26 protein-coding genes are annotated in these 26,210 nt (G+C 50.7%); 11 read left to right on the top strand and 15 right to left on the bottom strand.

What is annotated here, in order from left to right; all coding sequences use genetic code 11:
• The first annotated feature begins 8 nt into the window (after nt 1-8).
• Nucleotides 9-215 carry a hypothetical protein gene (locus tag JVX88_RS07820; protein WP_211626775.1) on the top strand — a complete coding sequence of 69 codons (207 nt, stop codon included), beginning with the start codon at nt 9-11 and terminating at the stop codon, nt 213-215.
• Here JVX88_RS07820 and JVX88_RS07825 read toward each other — a convergent pair.
• The 3 genes from JVX88_RS07825 to JVX88_RS07835 all read right to left on the bottom strand — a co-directional run bounded on the left by JVX88_RS07825 (nt 212) and on the right by JVX88_RS07835 (nt 4,828).
• Nucleotides 212-1,642, bottom strand: a complete 1,431-nt coding sequence (locus tag JVX88_RS07825) for a hypothetical protein (RefSeq protein ID WP_211626776.1) — start codon at nt 1,640-1,642, stop codon at nt 212-214. The two genes, JVX88_RS07820 and JVX88_RS07825, sit on opposite strands and share 4 nt — an antisense overlap.
• Nucleotides 1,643-1,730: 88 nt before the next feature.
• The gene (gene mobL / locus JVX88_RS07830) at nt 1,731-4,163 is read right to left on the bottom strand and encodes a relaxase MobL (RefSeq protein ID WP_211626777.1); all 2,433 of its coding nucleotides are present in this window, start codon (nt 4,161-4,163) and stop codon (nt 1,731-1,733) included.
• Nucleotides 4,160-4,828 (bottom strand): hypothetical protein, encoded by a 669-nt coding sequence (locus JVX88_RS07835; protein WP_211626778.1) that lies wholly within the window; start codon nt 4,826-4,828, stop codon nt 4,160-4,162. Before JVX88_RS07835 ends, mobL begins: the two co-directional genes overlap by 4 nt.
• A 374-nt stretch (nt 4,829-5,202) precedes the next feature.
• Here JVX88_RS07835 and JVX88_RS07840 point away from each other — a divergent pair, with 374 nt between their 5' ends.
• Nucleotides 5,203-5,460: a hypothetical protein gene (locus tag JVX88_RS07840; RefSeq protein WP_211626779.1), complete on the top strand. Its 258-nt coding sequence runs from the start codon at nt 5,203-5,205 to the stop codon at nt 5,458-5,460.
• A gap of 9 nt (nt 5,461-5,469) precedes the next feature.
• On the opposite strand, the gene JVX88_RS07845 is transcribed toward JVX88_RS07840, so the two are convergent.
• The 3 genes from JVX88_RS07845 to JVX88_RS07855 form a co-directional block, all read right to left on the bottom strand.
• A complete protein-coding gene (locus JVX88_RS07845; RefSeq protein WP_211626780.1) occupies nt 5,470-6,123 on the bottom strand; it encodes an RNase H family protein in 654 nt (217 codons plus the stop codon).
• Nucleotides 6,124-6,215: 92 nt separating this feature from the next.
• Nucleotides 6,216-6,683, bottom strand: coding sequence for a single-stranded DNA-binding protein (locus JVX88_RS07850; RefSeq protein ID WP_211626781.1), 468 nt, complete (start codon nt 6,681-6,683; stop codon nt 6,216-6,218).
• Between the two features lie 124 nt (nt 6,684-6,807).
• Nucleotides 6,808-7,608, bottom strand: coding sequence for a hypothetical protein (locus JVX88_RS07855; RefSeq protein ID WP_211626782.1), 801 nt, complete (start codon nt 7,606-7,608; stop codon nt 6,808-6,810).
• A 37-nt stretch (nt 7,609-7,645) separates the two neighbouring features.
• Between JVX88_RS07855 and JVX88_RS07860 the strand changes: the two genes are divergently transcribed.
• From JVX88_RS07860 to dps, 4 genes are all read left to right on the top strand, one after another.
• A complete protein-coding gene (locus JVX88_RS07860) occupies nt 7,646-8,539 on the top strand; it encodes a hypothetical protein (protein ID WP_211626783.1) in 894 nt (297 codons plus the stop codon).
• Between the two features lie 21 nt (nt 8,540-8,560).
• Entirely contained in the window at nt 8,561-9,682 is a 1,122-nt protein-coding gene (locus JVX88_RS07865) for a hypothetical protein (RefSeq protein WP_211626784.1), read from the top strand.
• Nucleotides 9,654-10,343, top strand: coding sequence for a type II secretion system protein (locus JVX88_RS07870; RefSeq protein ID WP_211626785.1), 690 nt, complete (start codon nt 9,654-9,656; stop codon nt 10,341-10,343). Before JVX88_RS07865 ends, JVX88_RS07870 begins: the two co-directional genes overlap by 29 nt.
• A 103-nt stretch (nt 10,344-10,446) precedes the next feature.
• Nucleotides 10,447-10,929: a DNA starvation/stationary phase protection protein Dps gene (gene dps, locus JVX88_RS07875; RefSeq protein WP_211626786.1), complete on the top strand. Its 483-nt coding sequence runs from the start codon at nt 10,447-10,449 to the stop codon at nt 10,927-10,929.
• Between the two features lie 84 nt (nt 10,930-11,013).
• Here the strand turns inward: dps and JVX88_RS07880 are convergent, their stop codons facing one another.
• The 3 genes from JVX88_RS07880 to JVX88_RS07890 form a co-directional block, all read right to left on the bottom strand.
• The gene (locus tag JVX88_RS07880) at nt 11,014-12,300 is read right to left on the bottom strand and encodes an amidohydrolase (RefSeq protein WP_211626787.1); all 1,287 of its coding nucleotides are present in this window, start codon (nt 12,298-12,300) and stop codon (nt 11,014-11,016) included.
• A 220-nt stretch (nt 12,301-12,520) separates the two neighbouring features.
• Nucleotides 12,521-13,051, bottom strand: coding sequence for a hypothetical protein (locus JVX88_RS07885; RefSeq protein ID WP_211626788.1), 531 nt, complete (start codon nt 13,049-13,051; stop codon nt 12,521-12,523).
• A gap of 425 nt (nt 13,052-13,476) precedes the next feature.
• On the bottom strand, nt 13,477-14,475 hold the full coding sequence (locus JVX88_RS07890) for a YncE family protein (protein ID WP_211626789.1): 999 nt from the start codon (nt 14,473-14,475) through the stop codon (nt 13,477-13,479).
• A gap of 154 nt (nt 14,476-14,629) precedes the next feature.
• On the opposite strand from JVX88_RS07890, the gene JVX88_RS07895 reads away from it, so the two are divergent.
• Complete coding sequence (locus JVX88_RS07895; protein WP_211626790.1) at nt 14,630-14,911, top strand: hypothetical protein; 282 nt, start codon at nt 14,630-14,632, stop codon at nt 14,909-14,911.
• Here JVX88_RS07895 and JVX88_RS07900 read toward each other — a convergent pair.
• Genes JVX88_RS07900 through JVX88_RS07925 form a run of 6 tightly spaced genes read right to left on the bottom strand, consistent with a single transcriptional unit; the run spans nt 14,868 to nt 22,011 of the window.
• The gene (locus tag JVX88_RS07900; protein ID WP_211626791.1) at nt 14,868-16,661 is read right to left on the bottom strand and encodes a hypothetical protein; all 1,794 of its coding nucleotides are present in this window, start codon (nt 16,659-16,661) and stop codon (nt 14,868-14,870) included. The two genes, JVX88_RS07895 and JVX88_RS07900, sit on opposite strands and share 44 nt — an antisense overlap.
• A gap of 29 nt (nt 16,662-16,690) precedes the next feature.
• On the bottom strand, nt 16,691-17,923 hold the full coding sequence (locus JVX88_RS07905; protein ID WP_211626792.1) for a glycosyltransferase: 1,233 nt from the start codon (nt 17,921-17,923) through the stop codon (nt 16,691-16,693).
• Nucleotides 17,924-17,952: 29 nt separating this feature from the next.
• A complete protein-coding gene (locus tag JVX88_RS07910; protein WP_211626793.1) occupies nt 17,953-18,429 on the bottom strand; it encodes a dTDP-4-dehydrorhamnose 3,5-epimerase family protein in 477 nt (158 codons plus the stop codon).
• Between the two features lie 59 nt (nt 18,430-18,488).
• Nucleotides 18,489-19,217 carry a sugar phosphate nucleotidyltransferase gene (locus tag JVX88_RS07915; protein WP_211626794.1) on the bottom strand — a complete coding sequence of 243 codons (729 nt, stop codon included), beginning with the start codon at nt 19,215-19,217 and terminating at the stop codon, nt 18,489-18,491.
• Between the two features lie 33 nt (nt 19,218-19,250).
• Nucleotides 19,251-21,134: an asparagine synthase (glutamine-hydrolyzing) gene (asnB, locus tag JVX88_RS07920; RefSeq protein ID WP_211626795.1), complete on the bottom strand. Its 1,884-nt coding sequence runs from the start codon at nt 21,132-21,134 to the stop codon at nt 19,251-19,253.
• A gap of 10 nt (nt 21,135-21,144) precedes the next feature.
• Nucleotides 21,145-22,011 carry a hypothetical protein gene (locus JVX88_RS07925; RefSeq protein ID WP_211626796.1) on the bottom strand — a complete coding sequence of 289 codons (867 nt, stop codon included), beginning with the start codon at nt 22,009-22,011 and terminating at the stop codon, nt 21,145-21,147.
• 41 nt (nt 22,012-22,052) lie between these two features.
• On the opposite strand from JVX88_RS07925, the gene JVX88_RS07930 reads away from it, so the two are divergent.
• The 4 genes from JVX88_RS07930 (at nt 22,053) to hisS (ending at nt 26,204) form a co-directional block, all read left to right on the top strand.
• Nucleotides 22,053-22,355, top strand: a complete 303-nt coding sequence (locus JVX88_RS07930; protein WP_211626797.1) for a hypothetical protein — start codon at nt 22,053-22,055, stop codon at nt 22,353-22,355.
• A gap of 200 nt (nt 22,356-22,555) precedes the next feature.
• On the top strand, nt 22,556-24,304 hold the full coding sequence (gene murJ, locus JVX88_RS07935; RefSeq protein ID WP_211626798.1) for a murein biosynthesis integral membrane protein MurJ: 1,749 nt from the start codon (nt 22,556-22,558) through the stop codon (nt 24,302-24,304).
• Nucleotides 24,301-24,807, top strand: coding sequence for a gamma carbonic anhydrase family protein (locus tag JVX88_RS07940; RefSeq protein WP_211626799.1), 507 nt, complete (start codon nt 24,301-24,303; stop codon nt 24,805-24,807). Before murJ ends, JVX88_RS07940 begins: the two co-directional genes overlap by 4 nt.
• 125 nt (nt 24,808-24,932) lie before the next feature.
• Nucleotides 24,933-26,204: a histidine--tRNA ligase gene (gene hisS, locus JVX88_RS07945; protein WP_211626800.1), complete on the top strand. Its 1,272-nt coding sequence runs from the start codon at nt 24,933-24,935 to the stop codon at nt 26,202-26,204.
• Nucleotides 26,205-26,210 lie beyond the last annotated feature (6 nt).

The raw sequence follows: 26,210 nt of genomic DNA on the forward strand, positions 1-26,210 counted from the left end.
TCAACCTTTTGTATATCTTTGCTTTCGCCGGAAAGTTTCCATTTGCCGTTCTCTTTGCGGAGTCCGAACGACGTCCAGTTGACCCAGACACCGCCTTTTACTTCAACAAATGCACGGTCGCCACTTATTTCCTCATTGCGGACATCAATGGTCGCGTCAAGGTTTTCAGTCTCAGCGAGAAATGCTGCGAGGTCGGTGCGGTTCCGTTCTTTTAGGTCCTGACGTATCTGGCGAACGTGTTCTTCCGTAAGTAGATCAACCGCCGCAGCCTCGATTCAGGCTGTTTTAGTTGGTGCTCAATGTAGCGGGACGCAAATCTGAGATCGTCGATCGCAGCCTGTTTATTGGCCGGGTCTTCTTTTGCTGTTTGATAGATATCATTTTGAAACGGATTCAGGATCGCATCGACCGGAGTTCCGCTCTCCAGCAACTCGTCAAGAACTGGTAGCCGGACATTGATCCATCTGTCGATCTCTTCCTCTGACATCTCGGCCGCGAGCCGTGAAAGGGTCAAGGCCTCTAGTTCGATCCGCTCGAAGTCCTGAATCCCAGCGAAGGTATGTTCGGATTCTATCTGCGGTGCATGTTCGTCGCGGACAATTGCATCCTCATAGACGTTTTCGAGCGACAGATCGTCATTAGTTCTTTCGACAGCGACATCCTGGTGCTCATTGAGAGGCTCCATCGGAATAAGCTTGTCCGAGGGTTCCAGCCTGTCCATTTCCTCGGCAAGCCCGGCGATCACGTTCAATGTTCTATCGAATCGCTGCTCCTTTGTCTCGCTTGCGCCAACTCGCTCATCCGTTGTCAAAAGGTCGTTCCTTCCTTCCAGTGCCCCATAGATCCAGTTGAAGACCTTTATCTTTGTGTCCCGGTCGGTTGTGCTTCCGGCGATACTTTTCCCGTATTCGACTATTTGAGGTGCGATATCCCTCGCTCTGGATTCGTTTGTGATCGGTTCGAGTCTCTTTACGGCATACTCAACAGACGCGATCGCGAGCGGTGCGGAAAGCGTAGCATTGTCTTTTGGCGAGATCAGAACACCGTCACGTACAACCGCCCCACGCTCGTAGAGGTCTCTGACGAACTGCGAATGTCGGTTGAGGTGCGAAGCGTGTTCGCTCCTGTTTCTTCCTTCCGTGTCTTCAAGCTTCGAAAGAATGAGGTCCGATCTGCTGACCGAGAGTATTTCGTTTATTGCACGCACGGTTCGAGGATTTGATCGGACGGAACTGGTGGTCTGCTCGGTTAGTTCCCGGGCCTTCTGACGCTCTGCTTCTCGAACGAGCGAGTTCCCGACCTTCTCGATCGCCAGTTTTACAACGTCAGCGTGACAGACCTGACCGGCACGGCAGAAACAGGAAACGGCTATCGTCTGGCCGTCGCGGTATGCTTCGCCGAGTTTGAGCATTCCGTCGCGGATTCCGGCTTCATTCGTTTTGTAGCTCTGGCGGAGCCGCTCGGAGTAGGCGATCAGTGCGGCGTCACGTCCGCGGCCGCGTGGTGCGATTTCGCTCCGCTGGGGCGAAAGCAAACCAAGTTCCGGTGTGAAAATATTTTCGAGGTCGAGCGTACGACGCGGTAGCGGTCGCTCGTCATTGTCGATTCGTACAATTACCTCGTTACTGAGATCTGTTTGCATCCGCCAGCGTGTCGGTGAACCACTTGGACACCACCTCCATCCATGCCCTGGTGCAAGCGGCATGCCCTTTGCGGATGCGTTCGCCGGGTTATCGCGAATGACCTTGATTCCCCGGGCCCCGCCTTTCCTGCGGCTCGCGCGTCGGATCGTTAAACGCTGGAGTCTCAGCCGGAGATGCTTTTTCCAGTGTAGCCGGGATGTGTTCCTTTTCTCTTGCAGGGATCATCTCGGGATTCTCAAAATCTCGAAGGATCTGTTTGAGCGAACGGGCGGGTTGATCGGATGCAGATTCAAGAACAGCTCGGAGCCGGGCCGCTTCTTTAAGATCGCGTGTATTCGCGGCCCGCGACTCCAGTAACCTGATCTCCGAGGATGTGAATATGGGTTGATACGAAGTCTCGCTCGCGAGGCCAAAGAACGAAAACTGCTTGAACTCAGAAGCGTTTTGAGAAGCGGAAGCCATTATATCTTTTGCCGCAGCTACCTCCTGTTTTAGTCCCTGTTCTTTATCCTTCACAAGCGAGGTAACAGTTCGGCGAAGCGAACGGTGCTGTTTGCCCTCGAATATTTCGTCCAGCGCACGGTCGAGCAGGGAACCGCGTGACGGAAGATCAACATCGTGCAGGCACACAAATTCGACAGATCCTGTGTCTTTGTCGGCAATCGCAAACTTGTGAAATCTCTTTGATTCGGTGAATGTCTTCAGACCATCTTTGGCCCTTTTGAACTCCGCTTTAGCGACGATCTCCCGTGCGAGTGCTCGTCCGGCGATAATGTTTGTTTTGTGATCACTTAAACTTGCTTCTGCGCTCGATCTTAGAAGCTTCCGGGCCGCCGGTGAATTGCTTGTTGCCGACTCGATGAGTGTTCGCTGTTTATCCCAGTTCTTTTCGTAAACGGGACTCTGCTTTAGCCGGAGCGAGAGAGCATCGATATCCGCCAGCTGCTCTGTGGAATAGAGTGGTTCCTCAGCTGTTTTTTCGGGATCAGCCTTCAGTATCTTCTCAATGACCTTTGTCTTGTTCCGTTCCGCTTTCAACTCCTTTTCGATGCCAGTTTTCTGCTCGTCCAACGCTCTTACGATGCTATTCCGCAACCGGTCCGAGTCGGTTATTTGCGTCGAATCTCGTTCCTTTTCGGACGATCGCGAAGCCATATTTTTAAGATTCTCAAAAAGAGATCGAATCGGATTTCGGGGATCTCTTTCCTCACGGTCAAGCTGTGCAAGTGATACATGCCTATCGCCGGCATCGACGGGCCTATAGTATCGCCGGTCGTCGAACTCGTATCGATCCTTTTCGAGACGCTTGATCGTCAGATCCGAGATCGTTTTCTGTGCCGCTATCCGGCGAAGATCATCCCTGCTTCTCGGTTCGATCTCGCGTGATCTTTCAAGCTCAGATCTGACACCCTCAAGATACGAGGATCTCCGGATGTCGGCGGCATCCATACAGTATTCCTGAAGCTTGTCGAGTTCATCCTTTGTAAATGAGGGAACCGGCAGTTTCCGGCCCATCTTTCGATACCGGCTTCGAACACGGTCCGCTTCGCGGATCGTGTCGCGCGCATTGCTTTGAATCCGCTCCTTTTCGGCCTCTTCTTTACCGAGCATTTTGAGCAGGATCGTTCTTATCTGGCGTTCGGGTGACGTCATTGCATCTGGCTCGGCACCGGTCCCGCCCTGCTCCAGATCCCGCAGCGAAAACCGCCCCTTTCGGCCGCTCACAGAATCGGAGACGAGGAACCGCATCTTGTCGCCATGATCGGTCAATGCGGTGATCCTTGACTCAATTCGGCGAAGCTCGTACTCCGCGATTATCCCGCGCCGCAAAGTGTCGCGTTCATCCGTCAATTTTTGGCGGGCTTTGTTATCTCTTTCCCGTTCGCTAACAATTTGTAAGGCCGATATGGATTCGCGCGATATTGGGTCTTTTTCACGGGCCTGTGTCTGCTGAAGATTGCGATCGATCAGATGATCCATCTTTTCGGTCGCGGCCTCGATCAGAATGCCCGGAATAAGTACCTTTTCGCGGCCGCGAACCTCAAAGTGAGGCAGTGCTTCACGCGGGATCTTTGTCAGGGTTTCCCTTTCGAGATCCGTGGTGAAATATTGCTTCTGCAGTGCAATGTGGACGTGTGGATTATTGGTGTTGAGATGCAAGGCTGCCGCCCAGGAAAGCCGATCGGCGGAAAGAGCGGTTTTGAGGCGCTTCATAGCTTCTCGCGTAACTTCCTTAAGGCAGTGACCCCTCTGCTTTTCGCCCTTTCCTAACTTGCGATAGTCATCGGGACGAAACGAGAGTACCAGATGGTGCAGTTCGTCGTTCGAGGGCCGCCCTTTCGCAATACCGATCCTCATCGAGTTGTTTGAGCTCGTCACCGACATGCTGTCCGCAAAGGCATTGAAAAGCTCACGTACATTTTCCGGTTCACGCTCAGCATCCAGTTTGCTGTGGGCAATATAATGAACCAGGCCGCGTGAACTGCCGCGTTTTGCCTGAACGCTTGCGACGACCCTCATTTCGATCTTTGCCCGGATTCTGAAGTTGACGGCTGAGAGTTTGCAAGATTTGCTTGAAGAGCCTTTATCCTCTTTGCGAAATACAGATTGTCCGCAACCTCGTCGTCAGATCCGATACCGTGAAACACCGCACATCTCTCAAGATCGCGAATGGCGTAAGCGATCAGTTCCACCATCGTGCCGTCCGCGATAAGAACACTTTGTTTCTTGTCTCCGCCCGGCGTTGAGAGTTGGATCACTCTCGACAGGAGAATATTCATTGTCGAGACCGAGACACTCGACATCGTGTAGAGTTCCCGCAGGAATATCGAGGTTTCCTGCGTGACGATCTTCAGATCGCCCTCTAGTATTGCAAAGCGTTCAAAGAGTTCCTCGAAGCGTTTATCTATAGCGTCTGATTCGCTGACATTTTGACGCTCATTTTCGATCAGCCAATCCAGTCTTTCACGGCATCGATTCGCTCCGAAACGCTCCTGCTTGTCCGACAAAGCAAAGCGGATCATCCGCCGCACTATCGCGGCCTTTCCTTCGCCGGTCTCCTGTGCTATTTCCTCAAGCTCTTTTTCGTCCGTTTTGTAGGGCCTTACAGAAAGCGGTCCGCCGTGCTTTGTGTCCTGGACCTTAGCTATTCTACCGACTACGTGATCTCTTTCGCGTTTTCTCATTCTTGCTCCGTATTGCTGCTCTTGAGGCCCCAACTCGCTCTCGTCGTAATCGACCGCCTGGGAGCAAACAATGGCAAAACACGTGCCGAGACTCAGTGATTACAGTTTGTAATCGGTTTGTAATTTTGATTACAGATATATAAATCCTTTATTTTCTTTGCATTGTGAAGATTACATGGGCCAGATCCCGGTTTATCCTGTCATACACCTTTTGAAGCGATCGTTCGATTTTTTAGCCGCCTTCTTCCAGCGGCTTATTTATTCACCAAAACGGCTTGTTTTTGCACCTCCTACTAACAAAAATAACGCTGGCACGGCGATTGAATTACTCCTTAAGGCACAAACCAAATCCATAAGGAGTCGATCAAAGAACTATGACAACGATCCCGGAAAATAACCCCACAGCGAGACGATCTTCGGAACGTCCGATGCTCCAGATAAACCGTCTCAACCATGTCAGGATCAACGCAAAGATCCTCGACGGAACAGACCACAAGCTAAAGAAATATCTACAGTTCGCCAGCCAGAAAATGGACACCGAGATCACGAGCGATGATGTGGTCGAGTATGCTCTGAACCTGCTTTTTGACCGGGACCCGGCCTTTAAATCCTGGCTTAGGCAAAAGGTGTAGTCCTACTATTCATGACGAAAACGCCGATGGAAATGCAGTCATACCGTCAAGCTTCGCGACCGTATGTTCGGAATAATCGAATACCTCGTACCGACTGACGATCTTGTCAAGCTCGATCTCAAACGAGCGGATATTCAGCTGGTTGTTTTCTTGTGAAAGATGCTTGGCCAGAAAGTCCAGATCATCGGACAGCAGATCACGTCTGGCCGTCGATGCCGCACGTGCGAGCCTGTCGGCGGCGTCCTGAAAGGTCACTCCATCGTGGCCTTTCACCCATCGCCAGGTGATATGGTGGCCTAGACTTGCTTCGACCAGAATGCCCCAAAAAGGCCTGTTGGTTTTTATCCGATTGCGGCCGGTCATCGTGTCGATCACGTACATCGAATCCGAGAAGATCTCAACACGGCACGGACGGCGAAGGCCTTCAAGAGCCTTTACGCACGCGAGGATTTCGGCCTGCTGATTCGTTATCGGGCCGAGATACTTCGCGACAAGTTTTATCTCCATCCTGTTGCGGTCGATGATCACCGCTCCGCAGCCGGCTGATGCGTTTGGATCTCCGTTTCGCAGGCAAGAAGCATCGGCATAGATCGTCACAAGCGGAGAATAGTTTTCGGCTGTCTTAAAACAGCTCTTCTCCGTTTCACGCTTTGGTGCGTGCATATATCTTGCCCTCCAAAACCACTCCGAAAATAGCCAGGGCACCGATATTCTCGATGCCCTGACATCCTCTCAAATCCGTTTCGGACCCACGATCAAAACTGGTCTACATACGGCTCTTCGGCAGCCACGCTTGTACTCACCGGCGTCACGCCATTCGCAGCCGGTTGTGCATTAACGGGATCTGTATAGTTCGGCTCCTGGGCTACCGCCTCGACAGTCGCGTTCGACTCGCCGTTTCGATTGCCGCCCGCGAATTCAAAAGACTGAAGAATGACCTCCGCTCCGGCGCGTGGCTCTCCGTTGTTAGCAATCCACGGGTTGAAGGTCAGCCTCCCGAGCACAAAGAGGTGCGTGCCTTTTTTTACGTGGGCTGCGATGGTCTCGGCGACCTTACCGAAAGCTGTAACATTGAACCACTCAGTGATCTGTGCCTTCCCATCCGGTGTGTTCTTAAATGAGTTGGACGCGATTGAAAACGAAGCGATGGGCGACCCCTGGTTTGAGTATCGAAGCTCCGGATCGCTTCCCGCATTTCCAAGAATAGAAATTGATGCTGCCATGATATTTTAAGTCTCCTTTTTTTATTTGCTCGCTCTGAACCGACAGCCGGACCCGTGTGTTTCTGACATAAGGTCAGTACCGTCACTGGATCCGGCCGCCGCCTAATTATTCTTTCACTTGTGCTCAAGCTGCGTGGACAACCCGGACGTGTCTTCGCTCCACTGCGTTCTGCTGAACCCGCTCGCCGGGCGTTCTCGCCTCGATCTTTAGTTCCGCTTCGCGGCTGCGAACCGCGTCCCAAAGACACTGTTTTTCCTGCCGCTTCATTGCCTTTGCATCCGCGTCGTTATAGAGCGAGAACTTCAGAAATCGCAGCCTTCCCGACGACGCATTTGCGATCATCCGGAGCCATTTTCGGGTTAGGGGAGAGATACGATCCCGCAGCCGGATCTCCTGGGACTTTGCCACTGTGTTGAGGGCGGTGAACTCCTTCAACGAGAGCTTTTGATGCTCCTTGAACGCCGCATATGCCTGCTTCTTTAGATCAGCTACGTCCGCTGTATCGATCGTATCTCTAAGTGCAACATAAAGCTCCTGATACGCCTGATGACGCAAGCTTCTCAAATGAAAGTCCTCGTACTGGCGATTCCAGATGATCCGGCAAACGGCTGCGACATACTGCATCTCTTCATGATCGGGATTCACTTCCTGCCCGACCATGTATTCAAATGTTTGTCCCTGCCCGTAAGAGCAGATCCGCCGAACCGAACGGGTCACCCGCTGTCCGTAAAGCTGGTCTAGTTTGACCCCAAGCCAATTTTCAAACTCATGGTCGGAAAACGGACGCTGCGAATGTTTTTCTATGCGCGTTCCCGCCGTCGTCATTTGTATTTGGCCTGCATGAAACGCCGCCCACTCGTTCCGCTCAGCTTCCGCAGCAGCGATCAGATCTCGTGCTTCCCGTACTGCCGTACCACCGAGCAAAATAAATGATTACGGACCGACAAAAGACGGGGCCGTTGTGGTCGAAGAAACGGATCGGACGGTGGTGGTTACTCCTGAAGAGACTATAGTTATAGAAAAAGACCCGCAATTCGATATTCCACCAGCGAACCGGCCACGCAAGGTATACAAAGGAATGTGGGGACCCGCAGAACTTGCTGCGTTTGCGGTGGCGTTGCTCGCAATGCTTTCTGTTTTGGCTCTTTACCTTTTTTATGTGATCCCATCCAATCGTGAACTCGAATTTGCAAAGGCGGAACGTGACCGTCTTGAAAGAGAACGAAGTGACGCGCAATCAAAATACGGGAACATTACCAGCACACAGCAGCGCGTCGCAGAATTGATACAAAGTGTCGATCAGTTTGAGACAAATTATCTGCCGCTTGCGGTTACCGGACGGACATCACTTTACCAGCGCCTCAACAGCCTTATTGTCGGCTACGGCCTAACCAATACAAGTGGACCCGATTACTCTCCACTGGAGATAGGCTCCGAACAGGAACGCTCGACTAATTCTGAGGAACAGAGAGGGCGCGACCGATTCCTGAGTATTTTTCCCGGCGTTTATGTAACAATGACAGTTGAAGGGCCGTATGCGAACATCCGGCGTTTCATCCGAGAGATCGAAACTGGCCGGGAGTTCGTATTGATAAGCTCGGTTGAGCTGGAACCTTCGGAAACAAGGCGTAGGCCGAATGCTGAGCAACAACCACAGGAAGAAACACCAGTAGCGCCGCAAGATCCGACGCGTGGGGGATTTCCCGGAATGGGCCGTTTTCCCCAGCCCCAGCAGGCACCGGCTGCCCGGCCGCCACAGGGCAGAACCATGGGTGACGTGGTAAGTTTGCGGCTCGAAATGGCGGCATATTTCCGAAGGAATAATGCGGCCCCGGTTTTGGCCGGGTCGGAGTGATGAATTTAAGCAAAGCTAAATATGGCAGCAGTTGACGTCAAAAATGATTCTGAGCGAATGAAGATGATCTTGGCGATCGTGCTTGGCGTCTTGGCATTGCTCTCCTTGCTCTACGCATTTGGCGGAAGTTTCTTTAGCAGCAGCACCCGCGTTGCAGTAACGACCGCGACACCGACTCCCTCGCCATCGCCGGGCCGAAGACAGCAAGAAAATTTCAGATTACCCGAACAAAATGAGGTTGATCTCGTCTATCAATCAACGCCGATAAATTATTATCCTGGCGTTTTCTCAGCTCCAGATCCGGGCCGCAACGTGTTTGCCTTTTACGAGCCGCCGCCGCCATGCACGCCGGGACTGAATTGCCCGACGCCAATGCCTTATGTGCCTACGCCGGCACCGCCGCCGCCGACACCTCCGGTGTTCGTCGCTTACGTAACACCGCAATCGGTATATGCCGGTTCAAAGTCGTTCCGGCTTGACGTTTACGGCGACCGCTTTGATCCCGCGACACGGATCTACTTCAACGGAATGGAAATGCCCACAAGCTTTGTAAACGCTCAACGGCTTTCTACCGATATTCCGGCAAATCTAGTTTCAAATGCGGGCCCGGGAATGATCCTTGTTCGTACTCCGGACGGACGGCTTTTCTCTAATCAGGTGAATTTGAATATCCAGCCGCCACCGACGCCTAATTTCCAATACATTGGAATGATCGCTCGACAGCACGCGAACAATGATACGGCCTATTTCACCGAACCGGGTAAACAGACACCGACGACCGCGCGGTTAAACGACGTTCTCGGTGGTCGATTTAGATTGGTAAGCATCTCTGCAGAACGCACGATCTTTGAGGACACTCAGCTTGGATTCAGACATACTGTAAACATCCAACAGCCGCAGCGTGGAGCTCCACAATTCGGCTCCGGGCCGATAGGTCCTGGCGGACGTGGGGAGTTGCCTGCAGGATTCCCTGCCAATCCGACATTGCCTGATCAGGATAATTTCAATGCTAATCCTCCGGTGCCGATCCCCGGAATCCCCGCAAATATTCCAAGAGTTAACGCTCCGGGCGTGAATGCACGGCCAAATCCACAAAATCCGCAAAAGGATAAGAATGATGAGGATGGCACCGACGGAAGATAGATACCGCGAACACGGCATGACACTTTATGCCGTTATGGCCGTCATGGCCGTAACGGCCATCATGGTCATGGCTGCCGCCCCGCTCGTTCAGCAAGAGGTTCAAAGGGAACTAGAGCTTGAATCTATTCGCCGCGGTGAAGAAGTTGCCGAGGCAATAAAGGAATATGTGAATTTTTATAACGGCGCCCGGCTCCCAAACTCGATCGACGATCTGCTTGAAGGCTTGCCGCAGGGGACTAAGAAAAGAATGATATTGAGGCCTTCGGCGGCGGTCGATCCGCTAAGCGAGGACGGGAAATGGCTGCTCGTTCCCGCCGAACCGCAAACGATCGCAAGATTCGCTAAGCGGGTTCAGGCTTTCAATAATGGCCTCTTACCTCCGAACCCATCGCGCCATTTTGATCGCTTTTCTGTGATGATCGTCAATGTTCTGAATACAGAGGACGAAAGCGACGCAACTGCTCCCGAAGATGGCACGACCATTGCTACCGACAATCAGCCATTCATCGGGGTTGTCAGTCAAAGCAAAAGTCGCTCGGTTCTTGCATATTACGGCACTGAGAACCATTCGAAGTGGGTTTTCACACCTCTTTTTCGCGGGGGAGGGACTACCAGCCCAACCCAGGTTACAGGTCCGCCGCGTCCGGTCCCGCAACGATAGACTCTTTTCAGTTTGTTATTCAACCGCCGCACACTGCGAGAACGATCCTGTCTTGACCAATACTCAATTTAGATTTAGAATAATTCTAATATTAGGAGGCAATATGGAACTGCATAATTCCAAGATCGATATTTCAAAAGACAAAAGAGAAAAGCTTGTTGAGATACTCAACCAGTCCCTTTCAGACGCGCTCGATCTTCGCTCACAAGCGAAACAGGCGCATTGGAACGTAAAGGGACCGAATTTCATTGCTCTGCACGAGCTATTCGACCAGGTCGCTACAGAGATAGATACGCATGCAGATGATCTGGCCGAACGAGTAACAACGCTTGGAGGTACGGCAATGGGAACCGTTCGCGTTGCTGCAGAATGTTCGTCGCTTTCCCAATACCCGCTTGAGATAACAGATGGTTCAGCTCACGTTGATGCGCTTTCTACCGCACTTGCTGATTTTGGAAAGAAGGTCCGGAAGAATATCGATGCAACGGATGAATTGGGTGATGCGGATACAGCCGATCTTTATACGGAAATTTCGCGCGGCGTCGATAAGCTGCTGTGGTTTGTTGAAGCACACAACCAGGGTTGATCCAAGGAAAATTGACACAAAATGATGAACGTGGGTTCTCAGCTTGATCCCACGTTCTGTCTATTGACCCGTCGGATGGCGGCCTTACTTCGAAAAATCGAAAACTATGTTCGCGAACGCCTTTACCCCAACGTCGAGCCTGCTGTCATCTATGTAGAAATCAGGCGTGTGGTGCGGCGGAGCCTTTTCCGGATCCATTCCCTTTGGCATCCCGCCAACCGTGAAATAGAATGAGGGCACACTTTGGAAAAAAGAGAAATCCTCTGCCCCTGTTACCCATTCGCCGAGAAGAACATTCTCTTTTCCTGCGGCTTTGTAAAGCGAAGGAAGCATCTTTTCAACAAGTTCCGGTGTATTGTGTGTAACCGGTGCTTTTGTATCTATTGACACCTCGGCGGTCGCTCCCATACTTTCCGAGATGTTCTTCACAACCTGACGTATCTTTGAGTGAACGTCCTTTTGCATCTCAGCATCGAGGGTTCGGATGGTTCCGGCCATCGTAAGCTCTTCGGGAATGATATTCTCACGAACACCTCCATTGATCCTTCCTACTGTTATGACTACCGGAGCCTTCGGCAGATCTGAACGACGAGCGACTATCATCTGTAGTCCGGTATAGATCTGCGCAGCAACCGCTATCGGATCGGTCCCCAGCCATGGATAAGCTCCGTGCGTCTGTCGGCCGCGTATCTTTATTTCGAACCAGTCGCTGGCGGCCATTATTGAGCCGGGTTTGTACTTTATGGTGCCAACTTCAGTGCGCGAGTTTATATGGAGCCCGAATATGGCATCGATCTTGGGATCGTTCATCACGCCTTCTTTTACCATCAGCTCTGCACCGCCTTCTTCACCGGCCGGCGGGCCTTCCTCGGCGGGTTGAAAGATGAAGACCACGGTTCCTTTTAATTTGTTCCTTAACCCTGCTATCACCTCCGCCGCCCCCATCAACATTGCGACATGCGTATCATGACCGCAGGCATGCATTACACCTACCGTTTGGCCGTTGTATTCCGCGGTCTCTCGGGATCGGAACGGCAGATCATTACGTTCTGTAACCGGAAGCCCGTCCATATCGGCTCGCAAACCGATAACGGGGCCTGGTTGCGATCCTTTAAGTATCCCGACGACGCCAGTCTTGGCGATCCCGGTTCGGACCTCAATTCCGAGACGCCTAAGGTGATCTTCAACATACCTCGCAGTTTTGAGTTCCCGATTTCCGAGTTCAGGATGCTGATGAATATGACGTCGCCATTCGATGATCTTCGGCATAAGCCTGGATGTCGCAACGTCTATTTCCGCCGAGATATCGTTGGAATGTGCCGGAAGAATTGCCGAAATTATGATCGGTACGATAAGTAGGATCTTTTTCATTCTGGATGTTCTCCGAAATTACTGGGGTCCTTCTATTGTATTCGGCAATGTCGTCGATGCAAGCCCCGACCACACTCGACCGGTTTTGGTACCATCAAGCTAACGTCATCCCCGTCCCCCGAGACGCAAGGTGCAAAACATCAGCTCGAACGGATCGACATCCCACAAAAAGCCGGTGCCGCCAACCAGCGACACCGGTAAGAGGAGGAATATTCAGAATCTACTCTGCGTCAGAGAAACGAAGATTCGGATTGACTTTCAGTACCTCAGATTTGCCGCTTTCGGTAACGCGCGAATCAGCTACAGAAACATCACGAAGCGTGGAGATCTTGCCGAGTATCTGAAGACCGGCATCGGTAACCGTCGTCTGTGCAATGCTGATAGATTTCAAATTCTTCAATCCGCGAAGCTTTATGAGCGCATTGTCATCGACCTTTGTTCCGGAAACATCGAGCGTTTCAAGCTTTTTCATAAATCCGATGTATTGTGTGCCATCCGAAATGGCGGCGCCGCTCAGGTCAAGATCACGGAGTTCTTTAAGACCGATAAGATGACGAAGGTCGCCATTGGTTACGTTGGTGCCGCTGAGATCGACCTTGACGACCTTGCGCGATTGTGAGCCCTGCCCATATTCGATCTTTCCGCCAAGAGCTTTAACGATGTCAACTGCTTTTGCTTCTGCCTTATCGTTCGCAAATGCTGCGACGACGCCAAGGCATAAAACAAGCGATGTAAGAATGAATGATTTCATATTTAGGTACCTCTTTAATTTATGAATTTTGGCTGAATGGAACAGCCGCAAGTGACAAAAGACGTCGCTGGTTCCATAAACTGCTGGCCCGCGACAACCGAGAAAAGTGCGTTCAAGTATGAATGTATGCGAACGCCCTTAACTAAATCAGACGCTGCAAAGGAGCATCCGGTTACGAAATACAATGCAAACTTCAATGATGCTGTATTCCATATATTATTACGAAACAACAAGCGGTTATGTTCCCTGATACGTATCCCGACCTATTGCAATGCTTGATCGAAATATTCTTTTGCGACACATTTAAGCAACGCATCTCAACGCAAATGGGAACACGGATAGGACATATTTGCGGAGGTTAAAAGGAAAATTTTTATTATCGACGTTATTAGCTCCGGCTAACCGATCACGCATGAGCAGCGCGGTCAAATGCCAGTTATTGCAACGCCATCCGGTGAGCGTCCTGTTTCAACTCGACCGGTTATCTCTCCGGTTTCAAGATCCACTCGGAGCACAACGTCCGGCTGTGCGGCAGTAATAAAAGCAGTTTTGCCGTCTTTTGAGAACGCGACGCCGAATGGCGTGCTTTCAAGCTTGATACGGCGCGTCTCTTTACGAGAAACGACATCTATCAAAACTATCTCCTTGGTCTGGAAGATAGTGTTCAGTACTGTTTTCCCGTCGGGCGTGAACCGCACGCGATATGGACGTCCTCCGAGCGGCAACTTCATAACAGACTTGGCCGAAGCTGTATCAATTATCTCCACCGCATTTTCAGCATTTAGCCCAACCCACACTTCTTTTCCGTCGGGGGAAAGATCTATGGCCTCAGGCTGTTTGCCGACTGGTATTTGCGTAATTGTCGAACTGGCAGGTGGAATATTTTGAAGCCGAAACATCGTAACTGTATCCGAACCTATGTTAGCGGTATAGAAACTTTTTTGGTCAGAACTTCCTGCTATCATATGCGAAACATTTTGGCCGGTTCCCATTATCCAATCAACCTTATCAGTATCGGGATTGTATCGCGCTATTGCTCGGTTCACCTCCGCAGTGAAATAAAGCTTTCCGCTGATCAACTGGATCCCGTGCGGCCGTAGGAGCGGGCCCAGATCGACGCGGCGAAGCTCTTTTGCGGCGGCTATATCGATGATAGAAAAAGTATTTCCCGGTGTCTGAGCACCATAATTAGCAACAAATGCCGTCTTGCCGTCCGCAGAAATGACTACTTCGTGAGGACCGTCGCCGACTGCTACTCGGCCAGTAATTTTCATGGTTTCCGGATCGACTATTGCAAGATCGTTATCTGCTTTGTTTAAGACTATCAAGGCAGGTCTTGCCTGAGCATATGAAACTTCTCTCACTCCAAACCCTACAACCCCGACCACAAGAAAAAAAGTTATAAGCTGCCCGATTCTTAACATATTTCACCTTTGGAACTACTTACGGAAGCTCCGAACGTAAGGTTTCGCTTTCGGATCGATTGCCTATTTTCCCCGGCGTAGTCATCATGGTTGATGTTTGACCGGTCTGATATACTCCTTTTCGATCCGTTACTGTCACGGTATTTCAATTCTTATGCCCGATATAGATCTTCTGCTGGGCACGGTAAAAGGACCGGGCCAATTGCCGCAAGAATACACCTTCATCACGCGCGATGGTAAACGCGTCCGCATAGGCGAATTCGTTTACTATCAAACGGAGGATGGATCAGGGACGAGGCAGATCATAGGAACTGTTAAGGCAAGAAAACTTGTCCGTGGATTTCCTGATCCATTTCTTGCCGACGCGCCAAATATTCTTGTTATTAAGATAACTATTCAAATTCAAGAGGTTCGATGCGCAGCTCGGCACGTTTAAGTGAAATATCGTTATTCCGGCAGAGCTCTTTTAGCTCACTTATTCTATCGGCTGATAGTTTCTTAGTCGAGATAAGTATTTCTTGTATGTCCGCTTTCGCACACAATTCGGACAGCGACCCATTGCCGTCGTAAACTTTTAATCCGTTGATGAGCTTTTCACGTTTATGAGGGTCATCATCGACAAATGCTACCGGACGGTAATTTAACTTGCTGTTATTACGCAATTCCCGAAGAACCATCTCCCCTCCATCGCCGGCTCCGTATATTAGAACGCGGCGGGCTTCAGGCGTGTGCGGCAGCGGCAGGAGTTCACGGATCATTCGAAATGCCAGTCTGCTTCCGACCATTGCCAAAAAGAACAATACCGCATCAACAAAAAATACCGTTCTTGAAAAATTCTCAAAACGATAGAATAACAGTATCGCAAGTGTGCTTAACGCGCTTCCCGCCAGAACAGCCTTAAGATATATGAAAAGATCACCGATGGTCGTATACCGCCATACGCCTCGATACACGCCGAAAAAAAGAAAAGCAAAAAGCTTGAAGACTATAAGCACCGGAAGTGAGCGAATGAATATCTCCCAATTGCCGCTTTGTTCGAATGAGCCAAATAGCAGTGTGTACGCGGTATAATATGCAAGCGTTATAAGCGCTACATCTAGGAGCACCTCAAATATTCGCCGTTTGTAAGAAACATCCACAATGAATGCAAAAACAGCATTATTCCGGGAGGCGAGATCCTCTTCGCGTTCGTCGTAAACCTTTACTTTTGATAGATATACACCGATGAGCGTGAGAACTATGATAAAGAACGCGATCAAGGCAATGCTTTGTGTTGTCTCGAGTCGGCTAACAATGAGAGAAAGCACACCCGCAGCTGCGGCAAATCCGTAGATCATAAGCACGGCAGATCTTTCAGATAATCCAAGCGCTACGAGGCGATGTGAGGTGTGATCACGTCCACCCTGCGAAGCCTTTCGGCCCCAAAGCTTGCGAATTATGGTAACGAATGTTGTATCAAAGATCGGCACGAATAGGATCAAAACAGGAACCGCAATTATTGAAAATACCCCGCGCGAGCGACCACCCGTGTCCGAAAGAAGCACCGAACTTGCCAGCAGGAAGCCAACGAACATTGACCCCGAATCGCCCATGAATATCGACGCAGGGTTGAAATTAAAAACAAGAAAACCGGCAAGTGCTCCAACAAAGATCGCAATAAGAACCGCCTCGTCGATCTGTCCGTTTGAAAAGAATCCGACCGTAAGAGATAAGCCGGCGATCGCCGCAATACCTGCAGCTAGGCCGTCCATATTGTCAAGAAGGTTGACCGCATTCGTGATGCCGACTAGCCAAAAGACCGTAATGAATATATTCGCTAGGTCGCTTTCGGTAAGCGGCAGAACCAGCCCGACTCCAACCACAATAGCTGCACCGAACATCTGCCCGATCAATTTTTGATACGGTTTTATGTTCAAAACATCATCGACAAGACCGACCAGAAAAAGCAACGAACTGGCGCCGATGATCGTCAGGACCTCCCGGTTGATCGGGACAAAGAGCAATACCAAGAAAATCGTTGCCAAATATATCCCGATACCGCCCATCATAGCCGTCGGTTTCTTATGCCATCGGTCTGACCTCGGTTTAGCAACGAAGCCCTGCTTCCTAGCAAAGCCTCGTACAAATAAGGTCAAAATGGTTGCGAGGACGAACGCCACCGCACCAGCTATTACCGGTTTTGCCAAAAATTGCTCCATCAAGCAGGTTAAAAGGGTCAAGGTGTCTCGGTCATTAAATGCCGATACAGTTCCTTTATATCACTCACAAGCCGATCTTTCGAGTAATTTTTTTTCACAAATTGTCGGCCAGCTTCAGCGGTCTTCGTGCGCAAACCTTCATCGCAGACAAGCCTATTGATCGCGTTTGACAGCGCGGCGGGATCTCCCGGGGCAACCGAGACCCCCCGTTCACAAACACTATATCCATCTGTTAGCTCCCGCTTTGTGCCGAGGAGATCGACCACCCCGCCAACCTCTGTTGATACGATCGGCTTGCCAAAACTCATTCCCTCGATAACACTGAGCGGAGTTCCTTCGTTGAGAGATGTAAGGACAACAGCATCCAGCCCACAGTAGGCCGATGCAATATCCGCCAAATTACCCGTAAATGTTACAATGTTGGAGATTTTGAGCTCATCTGATCTTTTTTCCAGTTGACCGCGTAAATGCCCATCACCAACAATAACGAATCTCACGTTCCCGGCCATTATGTGGCAGCGTTCGTATATTGATATGGCCTCAAGAAATGTTGGAAGATCTTTTATCTCTGTAAGCCTTCCGACAAATCCGAAAAGAAATGTGTTATTTGGAATGCCGAACCTCGAACGAAACTCCGTCCTTTTTTCTGCGATATCTTTGGGGACGTTCACATCAATCCCCAGCGGGATCACGCTGAACTGTTCCGCACGTCCGACCCGGAATTCCTCGTTTATCTCTAGTCGCTGTTGTTCGCTTATTGTGATAATGCGGTGCGTGGCAAAACGTGCGAGAGTCCGTTCAATATTCACGAAAAGGCTTGTCTTCAAACGGCCGTAATAACTATGGAATACGTGTCCATGAAACGTATGAACGACCTTCACATTTCGAGGCCGGCCTAGAAAGATCGCCGGTGTCAGCCAGCGATAGATAAAAGTCGCTATCCGGCCGACGGTGCCTGCTTTTGCTGTATGCGTGTGAACGATATCTGGTTGATACGTTAGAAGTTGGCGCAAGATCTTTAGAACCGAGACCGCATCCTTAAAAGACAGTTCCCGGCTCATCTCTTTAAGAAAAACGGGGGTAACGCCGTGTTCGTCTGCGAAATACGCCATGTCCTCTTCGCCTTGTGGAACGGTGCCGGCAATAAGAAGTGTTTCAAACTCTCCGTCATTTAGAGCTTCCGTCAGCCAAACAACATGCCGGGCGGGCCCTCCGACGTTCAATCGGGCGATTATTCTAAGGATCTTCATTGTCGATAGGCTGAAGGCGTGAAACGTTCCTACTCCATCAGAAACGGCGTATTGGGGTCATCCTCATGGCGTATCTCATCTATAGGCTCACTTTTGCCGTGTCCCATATAGAGCCTGTTCGGGCAATTTATCACCATTCCGTCTGTTTCTCCGATATTTCTATAACCGTGAACAACGCCCTTCGGTACGATCACCGCAAGGGGCAAACTCTCGCCGGCGTTAAAGGACATCATACGTCTAAACGTCGGTGAATCCGTCCGATTATCCCACATACGCATATTGAACGTTGAGGGTCCAATAAAGCAGAAAAGATCCGCCTGATCTACGTGTTCATGAGGTCCGCGGGCAATACCGGGTTTGGTAAAGGATATGTAGGCCATCGCAGGGTAAAATTCTTCAGGTATCTCATCGTGTCGGAAAAGTTCCGCGAGCCAGCCACGCTCATCGTGAAACTTTTTGAGTTCATAGACTACAACGTCGTGAATCTTACCTTCTATAAATGACATAACCAGAAATGCTGTCGGATAGAGAGATCATTATCAGATAAACTGCCAAAGTAGAATAACTAAAGCTTATTCGCGCCGGTCTCTGCGACAAGATTTGATGCACGAAGCAGGCTTTCAAATGTTCCGGCATCAGTCCACCAGCCATCAAGCTCATTCCATGTCATCTCGCCGCGCTCGATGTAGTGGTTATTTACGTCGGTTATCTCAAGCTCACCGCGGTCCGAAGGCACAAGTGTTTTGATAACATCGAAGACTGTATTGTCATAGAAATAGATACCGATCACTGCATAATTCGAACGCGGTTCCTTCGGCTTTTCCTCAATACGCAAAACCTTGTCGCCATCGAGCTCCGGCACGCCGAATCGCTGCGGGTCGTGGACCTCTTTAAGCATTATCTTGGCACCTTTGCCTTGGGCCCGATACTCATCGGCAGCGGCTCTTATATTTCGCTCGATGATATTATCGCCCAACACCACGCAGACCGGCTCGTCATCCGCAAAATGCTCTACAAGCGAAAGGGCATCGGCTATACCGCCTTCGCCTTCCTGATAGGTGTAATTCAAATGCTTTAATCCGAAATCTTTGCCGTTCCCGAGCAACTTTAGGAAATCACCCGCTGAATTCCCTCCGGTCACGATCATTATGTCGTCGATCCCGGCATTTATCAGCGTTCTGATAGGATAATAGATCATCGGCTGGTCGTGTACGGGCAACAGATGCTTATTAGTTATTTTAGTAAGCGGAAAAAGCCTCGAACCAAGGCCGCCCGCGAGTATAACACCTTTCATAAATACAATGCCGAATGGATCTCGACCAGGTTATCAGTCAATAAACCTTTGATACCAAAGTTCTAACATCATCAATGTCCAAACTCGATATGAATGATCGGATCTGCCGTCGGTGTGTTCATCAACATACTTTCGGATCATCTCCGCACGAACAATGCCGCGGTTCAATGCTTTTTCCGAGAGCATCAGATCGCGAACAAAATCTTTCATCTCATGACGAAACCATTTTCCCACCGGAACGCCAAAGCCCATCTTTTGGCGATAGATGACCTCTTTCGGAACCAGGCGAGCCGCCACCTTTTTTAACAAGGACTTCGTTTCAAAACGGCGTGCCTTGATCCGTTCGGGCAGGCTCGCAGCAAATTCAATAAGATGATGATCAAGAAACGGCGAACGGCCCTCCAGCGAATTTGCCATCGTCGCGATATCGACCTTGACCAGGAGATCGTTAGGCAGATACGTCATCTGATCGGTTAACATCGTTGCATCCAGAAGACCGGAACCATTCGCAGCACTGAACCAACGACCGATCACATTGACGGGATCATTCCCCGCGATGGCGTTACGGAATGAGTCAGTGTATAACCTGTCAAGTTCATCGATATCGAAGGAGGACACCCATCGAAAATAACGTTCTTTGCGCGGACGCTCCGCGGCAGCGATGAAACGCTTAACGTCACGCACCCGAGATCTTTTGAGCTCAGACGTCGGCAGCATACTGATCGGAAAACCAATAAAAGACTTTCGTAAGAACGCGGGTATCCGCAAATAGCTTTCCGCAAGGTTCATTGCGGTATAGCGTTCATAACCAGCAAAACTCTCATCGCCGCCATCACCATTAAGCGCGACGGTTACGTGTTTTCGGGTTTCTTTTGCAACGTAATACGTCGGTATCGCAGATGAATCCGCATATGGTTCGCCGTAGTGTTCAACAAGCGTCGGGAGAACCTCTAAAGCATTCGGACGAACTATGAATTCGTTATGATCTGCTCCGATATGTTCGGCAACACGTCGTGCATACTTCAGTTCGCTGAAATCCTCTTCCTCAAATCCAATGGAGAATGTCTTGACCGGCTGTGAACTTTCTTCGGCCATCAAGGCAACGACCGTTGAGGAATCAACTCCGCCGGAGAGGAAAGCACCGAGCGGTACCTCCGAGATCATCCTAAGGCTCGTCGATTCACGAAGAATACGGGTCGTTTCCTCGATCGCCTCGTCCTCAGTGATCTTGATCTTTTTTGAAAAATCAGGTAGCCAGTAACGCTTGGTCTCGATCTTTCCCGCTTTCCATTTCAGCCAATGGCCGGGTTCGAGCTTTCTGATCTCTTTGAACGCGGTCATCGGTGCAGGAACGCAAAGATATGCAAGATAAGCATTTATGGCAGCGTGGTCAACCTCCCGCGATATTTCGGGATGTTCGAGCATTGCCGTGAATTCCGACGCAAAAACGAGATCACCATTTGGTCGGTAAGAGTAAAGCAATGGCTTCTTACCAACACGGTCACGGGCGACGAACAGTTCCTGTTCGCGTTCGTCCCATATCGCGAGAGCAAACATCCCTCGGAGATGCTGCAAACAATCTACGCCGAATTCGTCGTAAAGGTGAATGATCGCTTCAGTATCAGAATTCGTGTAAAACCGGTGTCCGCGTTTTTCTAGGTCTTTGCGTAGATCCTGATAGTTATAGATCTCGCCATTGAAAACGATCCATTTTGTCTTATCAGCATTGTGGATCGGCTGTTTGCCGCTTGCCAGATCTATGATCGAGAGCCGCCGCATCGCAAGCCCAACATTACCTTTCAAATAAAATCCGTCGTCATCCGGCCCGCGGTGCACTATCGCGCGATTCATCCGCTCAAGTACGCTCTGCTCGACCTCCCGGCCTTTATTATTTACTATTCCTACAATGCCGCACACAGTCTTAAAATTACCCCGCCTTTATTACTGACAGTCGCCGATCTGCCTTACGATCACGGCCTGAAATAAGCTCGAACCCAGCACGTCGATGAGAGATCGCCACAGCGACAAGCAGAAAGAACAGTGGCATTATGGTTTGCTTATGGCGCCACGCAAGCCCCACGTTCGATAGCCCCCAAATATGCATTCCGGCGTAAAGGGCGCAAAATATCAGTATCGGCGCAACCTCGACAAATTTATCCTTGAAGAAGATCCGCCAAGCCGGAAACCCTATTACCAGCATTGAAATGATGAAAATATTCTCGACCGCTCCGAATGCATTTCTCGGCGAGCCGCTGAAAACCTCCCATGGAAACGGCGCAAAGAAAAAATATACGGTCGCTACCGGGATCGCCACCTGAGCTGATTCATACTCCGAATAGATCTCAACGCCGGAGCCCGTCGTTTGTGCCATTCCCTCGCGCCACGTATCGATCCTGCTGCTTAGCCTGTCGATCCGGTCAAAGTCCCTTTGGATCGCACCGCCAGCGGTAAGAAAAAGAAACAATGCTCCGATTATCATCGAGCCGAAGACTGCATTTCTAACGAGATTGCGACGGCTTGCGACGATAAATCTAAAAAATGCGGCAGCCGCAAGCATATAGACCGCGTAGAACCGCATTATGAACACGGCAAGAAAGCCGGGTATCGCGGCTATTCCGTCCTTGAGCAAAAGCCCCTTCGGACTCCGGATCAGAAGGAAAAGCACCATCCATTCGAAAAAAATCACAAGCATCTCTTTCGACGTCGTGGCGGAAAGAAGTATGTGTGAGAGCCAGAACGCGACCAGGATCGATGCGTTTCGGGCGGTAGCCGGGTCAAATATACTTCGGGCCATCCGGAATACCACGATCACAAGGAGAGCACCAGCAAAACAGTTTGCCTGATTTTTCACGCGGCAGTGTTATTGGAAAGACCGGTACGCTTGGAAACACGGACGGCGGTGTATCAGCTCTTGCCGGTGAGATAAGCACGCGTAATGGCAAGTTTCTCTTCGTTATTTTCAATCAGCGCGGCAGCGTTCCGCGGTTTCGTGCGTTCCAGAACTATTATGTTTCGGTCATTCAAGGGCAGCTTGGAGGCGCGGCCCCAATTTCCTACACGGGGACGTCATTAGATGCAAGGCTTGCCAAATCGCGCATAACTTATCCCGAAACACGAGTGCGCGGCAACGACGATTGATCCGATCAATATCATCGAATTAAATAACGCGGAGAAATTGCTTAAGTTCCTCCGTGTTTTGCATTTCTCCGGGCTGAACCAAGCGCGCCGCCAGATCGATCGCCCCCGCCAACCTTTCTTAATTAGTATCTAAATAATCTTCTGTTGTTCTGTGGCTTATTTTCGCAGGATATTGCAAACTTCTTCTTTGGAATTGCGAAATGAGCGATCTAGAAAAAGACCCGCCGGAATCTGAACAGCCTGAGGCACTAGCCGATCCTGTTATTGAAGAAAAATCTGTACCGGAGACTGGATCTGTGCAGCCGCGGAGCGTCGCCCGATCTGCCGGTATTGTCTCGATCGCCGTGATGTTTTCCCGCGTTCTAGGACTTGTCCGCGAAACGGTCTTCGCACGCTTTTTTGGTGCCGGCTACCTTTACGACGCGTTTGTCGTCGCCTTCAAGATACCCAACATTCTGCGGGACCTATTTGCTGAGGGAGCCCTTTCGGCAGCCTTCGTAAAGGTCTTTACCGATTACCAGATCCGCAGGACGGAGATCGAAGCGTGGCAGCTTGCATCACTCGTCTTCAATGTCCTCGCGGTTGTAATGAGCGCCATTACGATCATCGGGATCCTCATCGCCCCGTGGGTCGTGCCGCTTCTTGCCCGCGGTTTTGAGCCGGAAAAAGCAGCGCTCGCCGTAACGCTGACCCAGATAATGTTCCCGTTCATTTTGCTGGTCGCACTGGCAGCATTGGCGATGGGCGTTTTGAACACGAAAGCCCGGTTCGGCATTCCGGCTTCGGCATCGACCGCTTTCAACATCTTTTCGATCACGACCGGCATATTCTTCGCTTATTGGCTGAGCGGCGGAACCTGGGAGATCTCGAACGACAAGACGGTGATCCCAAGCGTTGCGGCCCAATGGGCGATCATCGGAATGGCCATCGGCACTCTAGTCGGTGGTGCGGCCCAGCTGCTTATTCAGGTGCCCTCGCTCCTAAAGGTCGGTTTTCGCTTTTCGCCGGTACTGAAGTTCTCGGATCCCGGAGTGAAACGGGTAATGCGATTGATGGGCCCGGCTTTGATCGGCACCTCGGCGGTTCAGATAAAGGTTCTGGTAGACGTCTTCATAGTTTCGGGCATCGAGGGTGCGCAATCGTGGCTCAGTTATTCGTTCAGGCTAATGCAATTCCCGATCGGCGTTTTCGGGGTTGCCATCGGGACCGCTGCGATACCGACGCTATCGCGGCTTGCCTCTGAAGATAACATCGCTAAGTTTCGCGATACTCTTGCGGACGCGATGAAATTGGTATTCCTTATGACGATCCCGGCAGCATCCGGCCTGATAGTTCTTGGGGAGCCGATAGTTGCATTGATATATCAAGGCGGAGCTTTCCGAGCATTTGATACGAATATGGTGGCGTGGGCATTGGCTGCTTATTCTGTCGGGTTGGCAGGCTATGCGGCGATCAAGGTTCTTTCGCCCTCGTTCTATGCTTTGGACGACGCTCGAACGCCAATGTATGTAAGTCTTGCCTCGGTCCTGGTTCACGCGCCGACCAGCTATGGAATGATGACCCTGCTATCAAATATTGGAGTAACTCCGGAGAGGTCGAACGGCTTCGGCCACGTTGGAGTGGCACTGGCGACTTCCGTGGTCGCGTTGGTTAATTTTACGGCACTGACGATCTTTATGCGTCGAAGGATAAGACGACTGAATGGACGCGAGATATTTGAAGGATTCCTTCGGGTAGCGGCAGCCTCGGCCGTTATGTCGGCGGTTTGTTTTTTCAGCTATCGCTTACTGCACAGTTATTTTGCCGAGCATAATTTAATGGTTCGTTTTATCGAAGCCTTCATTCCGATCGCGCTTGGCGGGATAACATTTCTTATAATGGCAAAGCTGCTGCATATTTCGGAGATCGAACAGCTCTCAGCTATCATTAGACGGAAGTTTGCTAGATGATCAAAGAATTCAATGGCAAGACGCCAAAGGTCGATGCTTCCGCATTTATCGCGGAAGATGCGATCATTATCGGCGACGTTGAGATCGGCGAGAATGCGAGCGTCTGGTTTGGATCGATAGTTCGCGGCGACGTTAATTTTATACGCATCGGGGCACGGACGAATATCCAGGATGCGACCGTAATTCATGTTAGTTCAAAAACACATTCGACTATACTCGAACATGAGGTAACCGTTGGCCATCGCGTGACGCTTCACGGATGCTATATAGAAACGGGCTGCCTGATCGGTATCGGAGCCATCGTGATGGACGGGGTTCGCGTCGGTGCAAATTCGCTCGTTGCCGCCGGATCCCTGCTAACGCCCGGAACTCAGATCCCGCCCGGCTCTATGGTGATGGGAGCACCCGCAAAGGTGAAGCGTCCGCTCACCAAGGAGGAGCTCGCCGACCTTCCACGCTTCTGGCAAAACTACGTTGAACTCAAGAAGCACTATCAGACATAAACGGACCAAATTGGAGCGGCTTACATCTTTCAATGTTTGAGTTTATCCGTCAAGATCGTACCTAGTTCATAATAAACGCCGCATTGTGTCTCCGCGACTTTGCGTATTTGCGTTAAAATCAAGTTATGTCCAAGACAAACCCTGCCCGGGGTATGCGAGACTTTTTGCCCTCCGACGTCCGGAAACGCGAATACGTTATCGGCATAATCAGAGAGGTTTACGAATCCTACGGCTTTGAGCCGCTTGAAACGCCGGCCGTCGAAAACCTTGAGACCCTGATGGGTAAATATGGGGAAGAAGGCAATCAGCTTATCTTCAAGATCCTAAAACGTGGTGAAAAGCTTGATATTACAAATGTATCCGGGACATCGGATATTGCGGATCTTGCTCTGCGATATGACCTGACAGTTCCTCTTGCCCGTGTAGTTGCACATCACAAGAATAACCTTCCGAAGTTCTTCAAGCGATATCAGATCCAGCCCGTCTGGCGCGCTGACCGCCCTGCCCGCGGACGCTTCCGCGAATTCTATCAGTGCGATGTGGACGCCATTGGCTCGAAATCGGTAGTCGTTGAAGCTGAATTGATCTCTGCAGTATGTGAGATCCTGAAGCGGCTAGGATTTTCGGATTTCGTGGTCCGGATGAATCACAGGCAGCTGCTTGCAAGGCTGGTATCTGACGCGGGCATCTCTAATGAATCGGATGCGCTGGTCGCTCTGGACAAGCTCGATAAAATCGGCTCCGAAGGCGTACGAAAGGAACTGCTTGAACGCGGCATCTCCCCAACTGCGGCCGATAGCTTCCTTGCGGCGGTTACCAGCAATGTTTCGAATGACGATCTCGGCGGGATCCTCGCTTTGTGCGAAAACCTGCCTGTGAAGCTTGATCCGACGCTTGCTCGCGGGCTTTCTTATTACACCGGTGCGATCTTTGAGATCAACGTTCCAGATCTTGCAGGTTCCCTTGGTGGCGGCGGACGTTATGACGGTCTGATCGGGATGTTTGGCAAGGAGAAGATACCCGCGTGCGGGTTCTCGCTGGGGCTTGAGCGCATTCTTGTCGTGATGGAAGAACGCCAAATGTTCCCGCCGGAGATCGCCAAATCGGCTCCCGCTGACGTAATGGTAACTATCTGGAATGAGGAAACGATTACCGAATCGCTGAATCTAGCCAGCGAACTACGCAAGGTCGGCATCCGTGTCACCGTTTATCCCGAACCGGACAAATTCAGCAAACAAATGAAATACGCCGATCTGATAAAAGTGCCTTTCGTTTGCGTACTCGGCGAAAGCGAGATCACCGAAGGCAAGGTCACGCTTAAGGATATGAAGACTGGAAACCAAGATCCCATAGGGCGAAACGAACTGGGAAGTCATCTTCGTTCAATTTTAGTTTAAGACGTT

This window comes from Leptolyngbya sp. 7M (assembly GCF_018128485.1).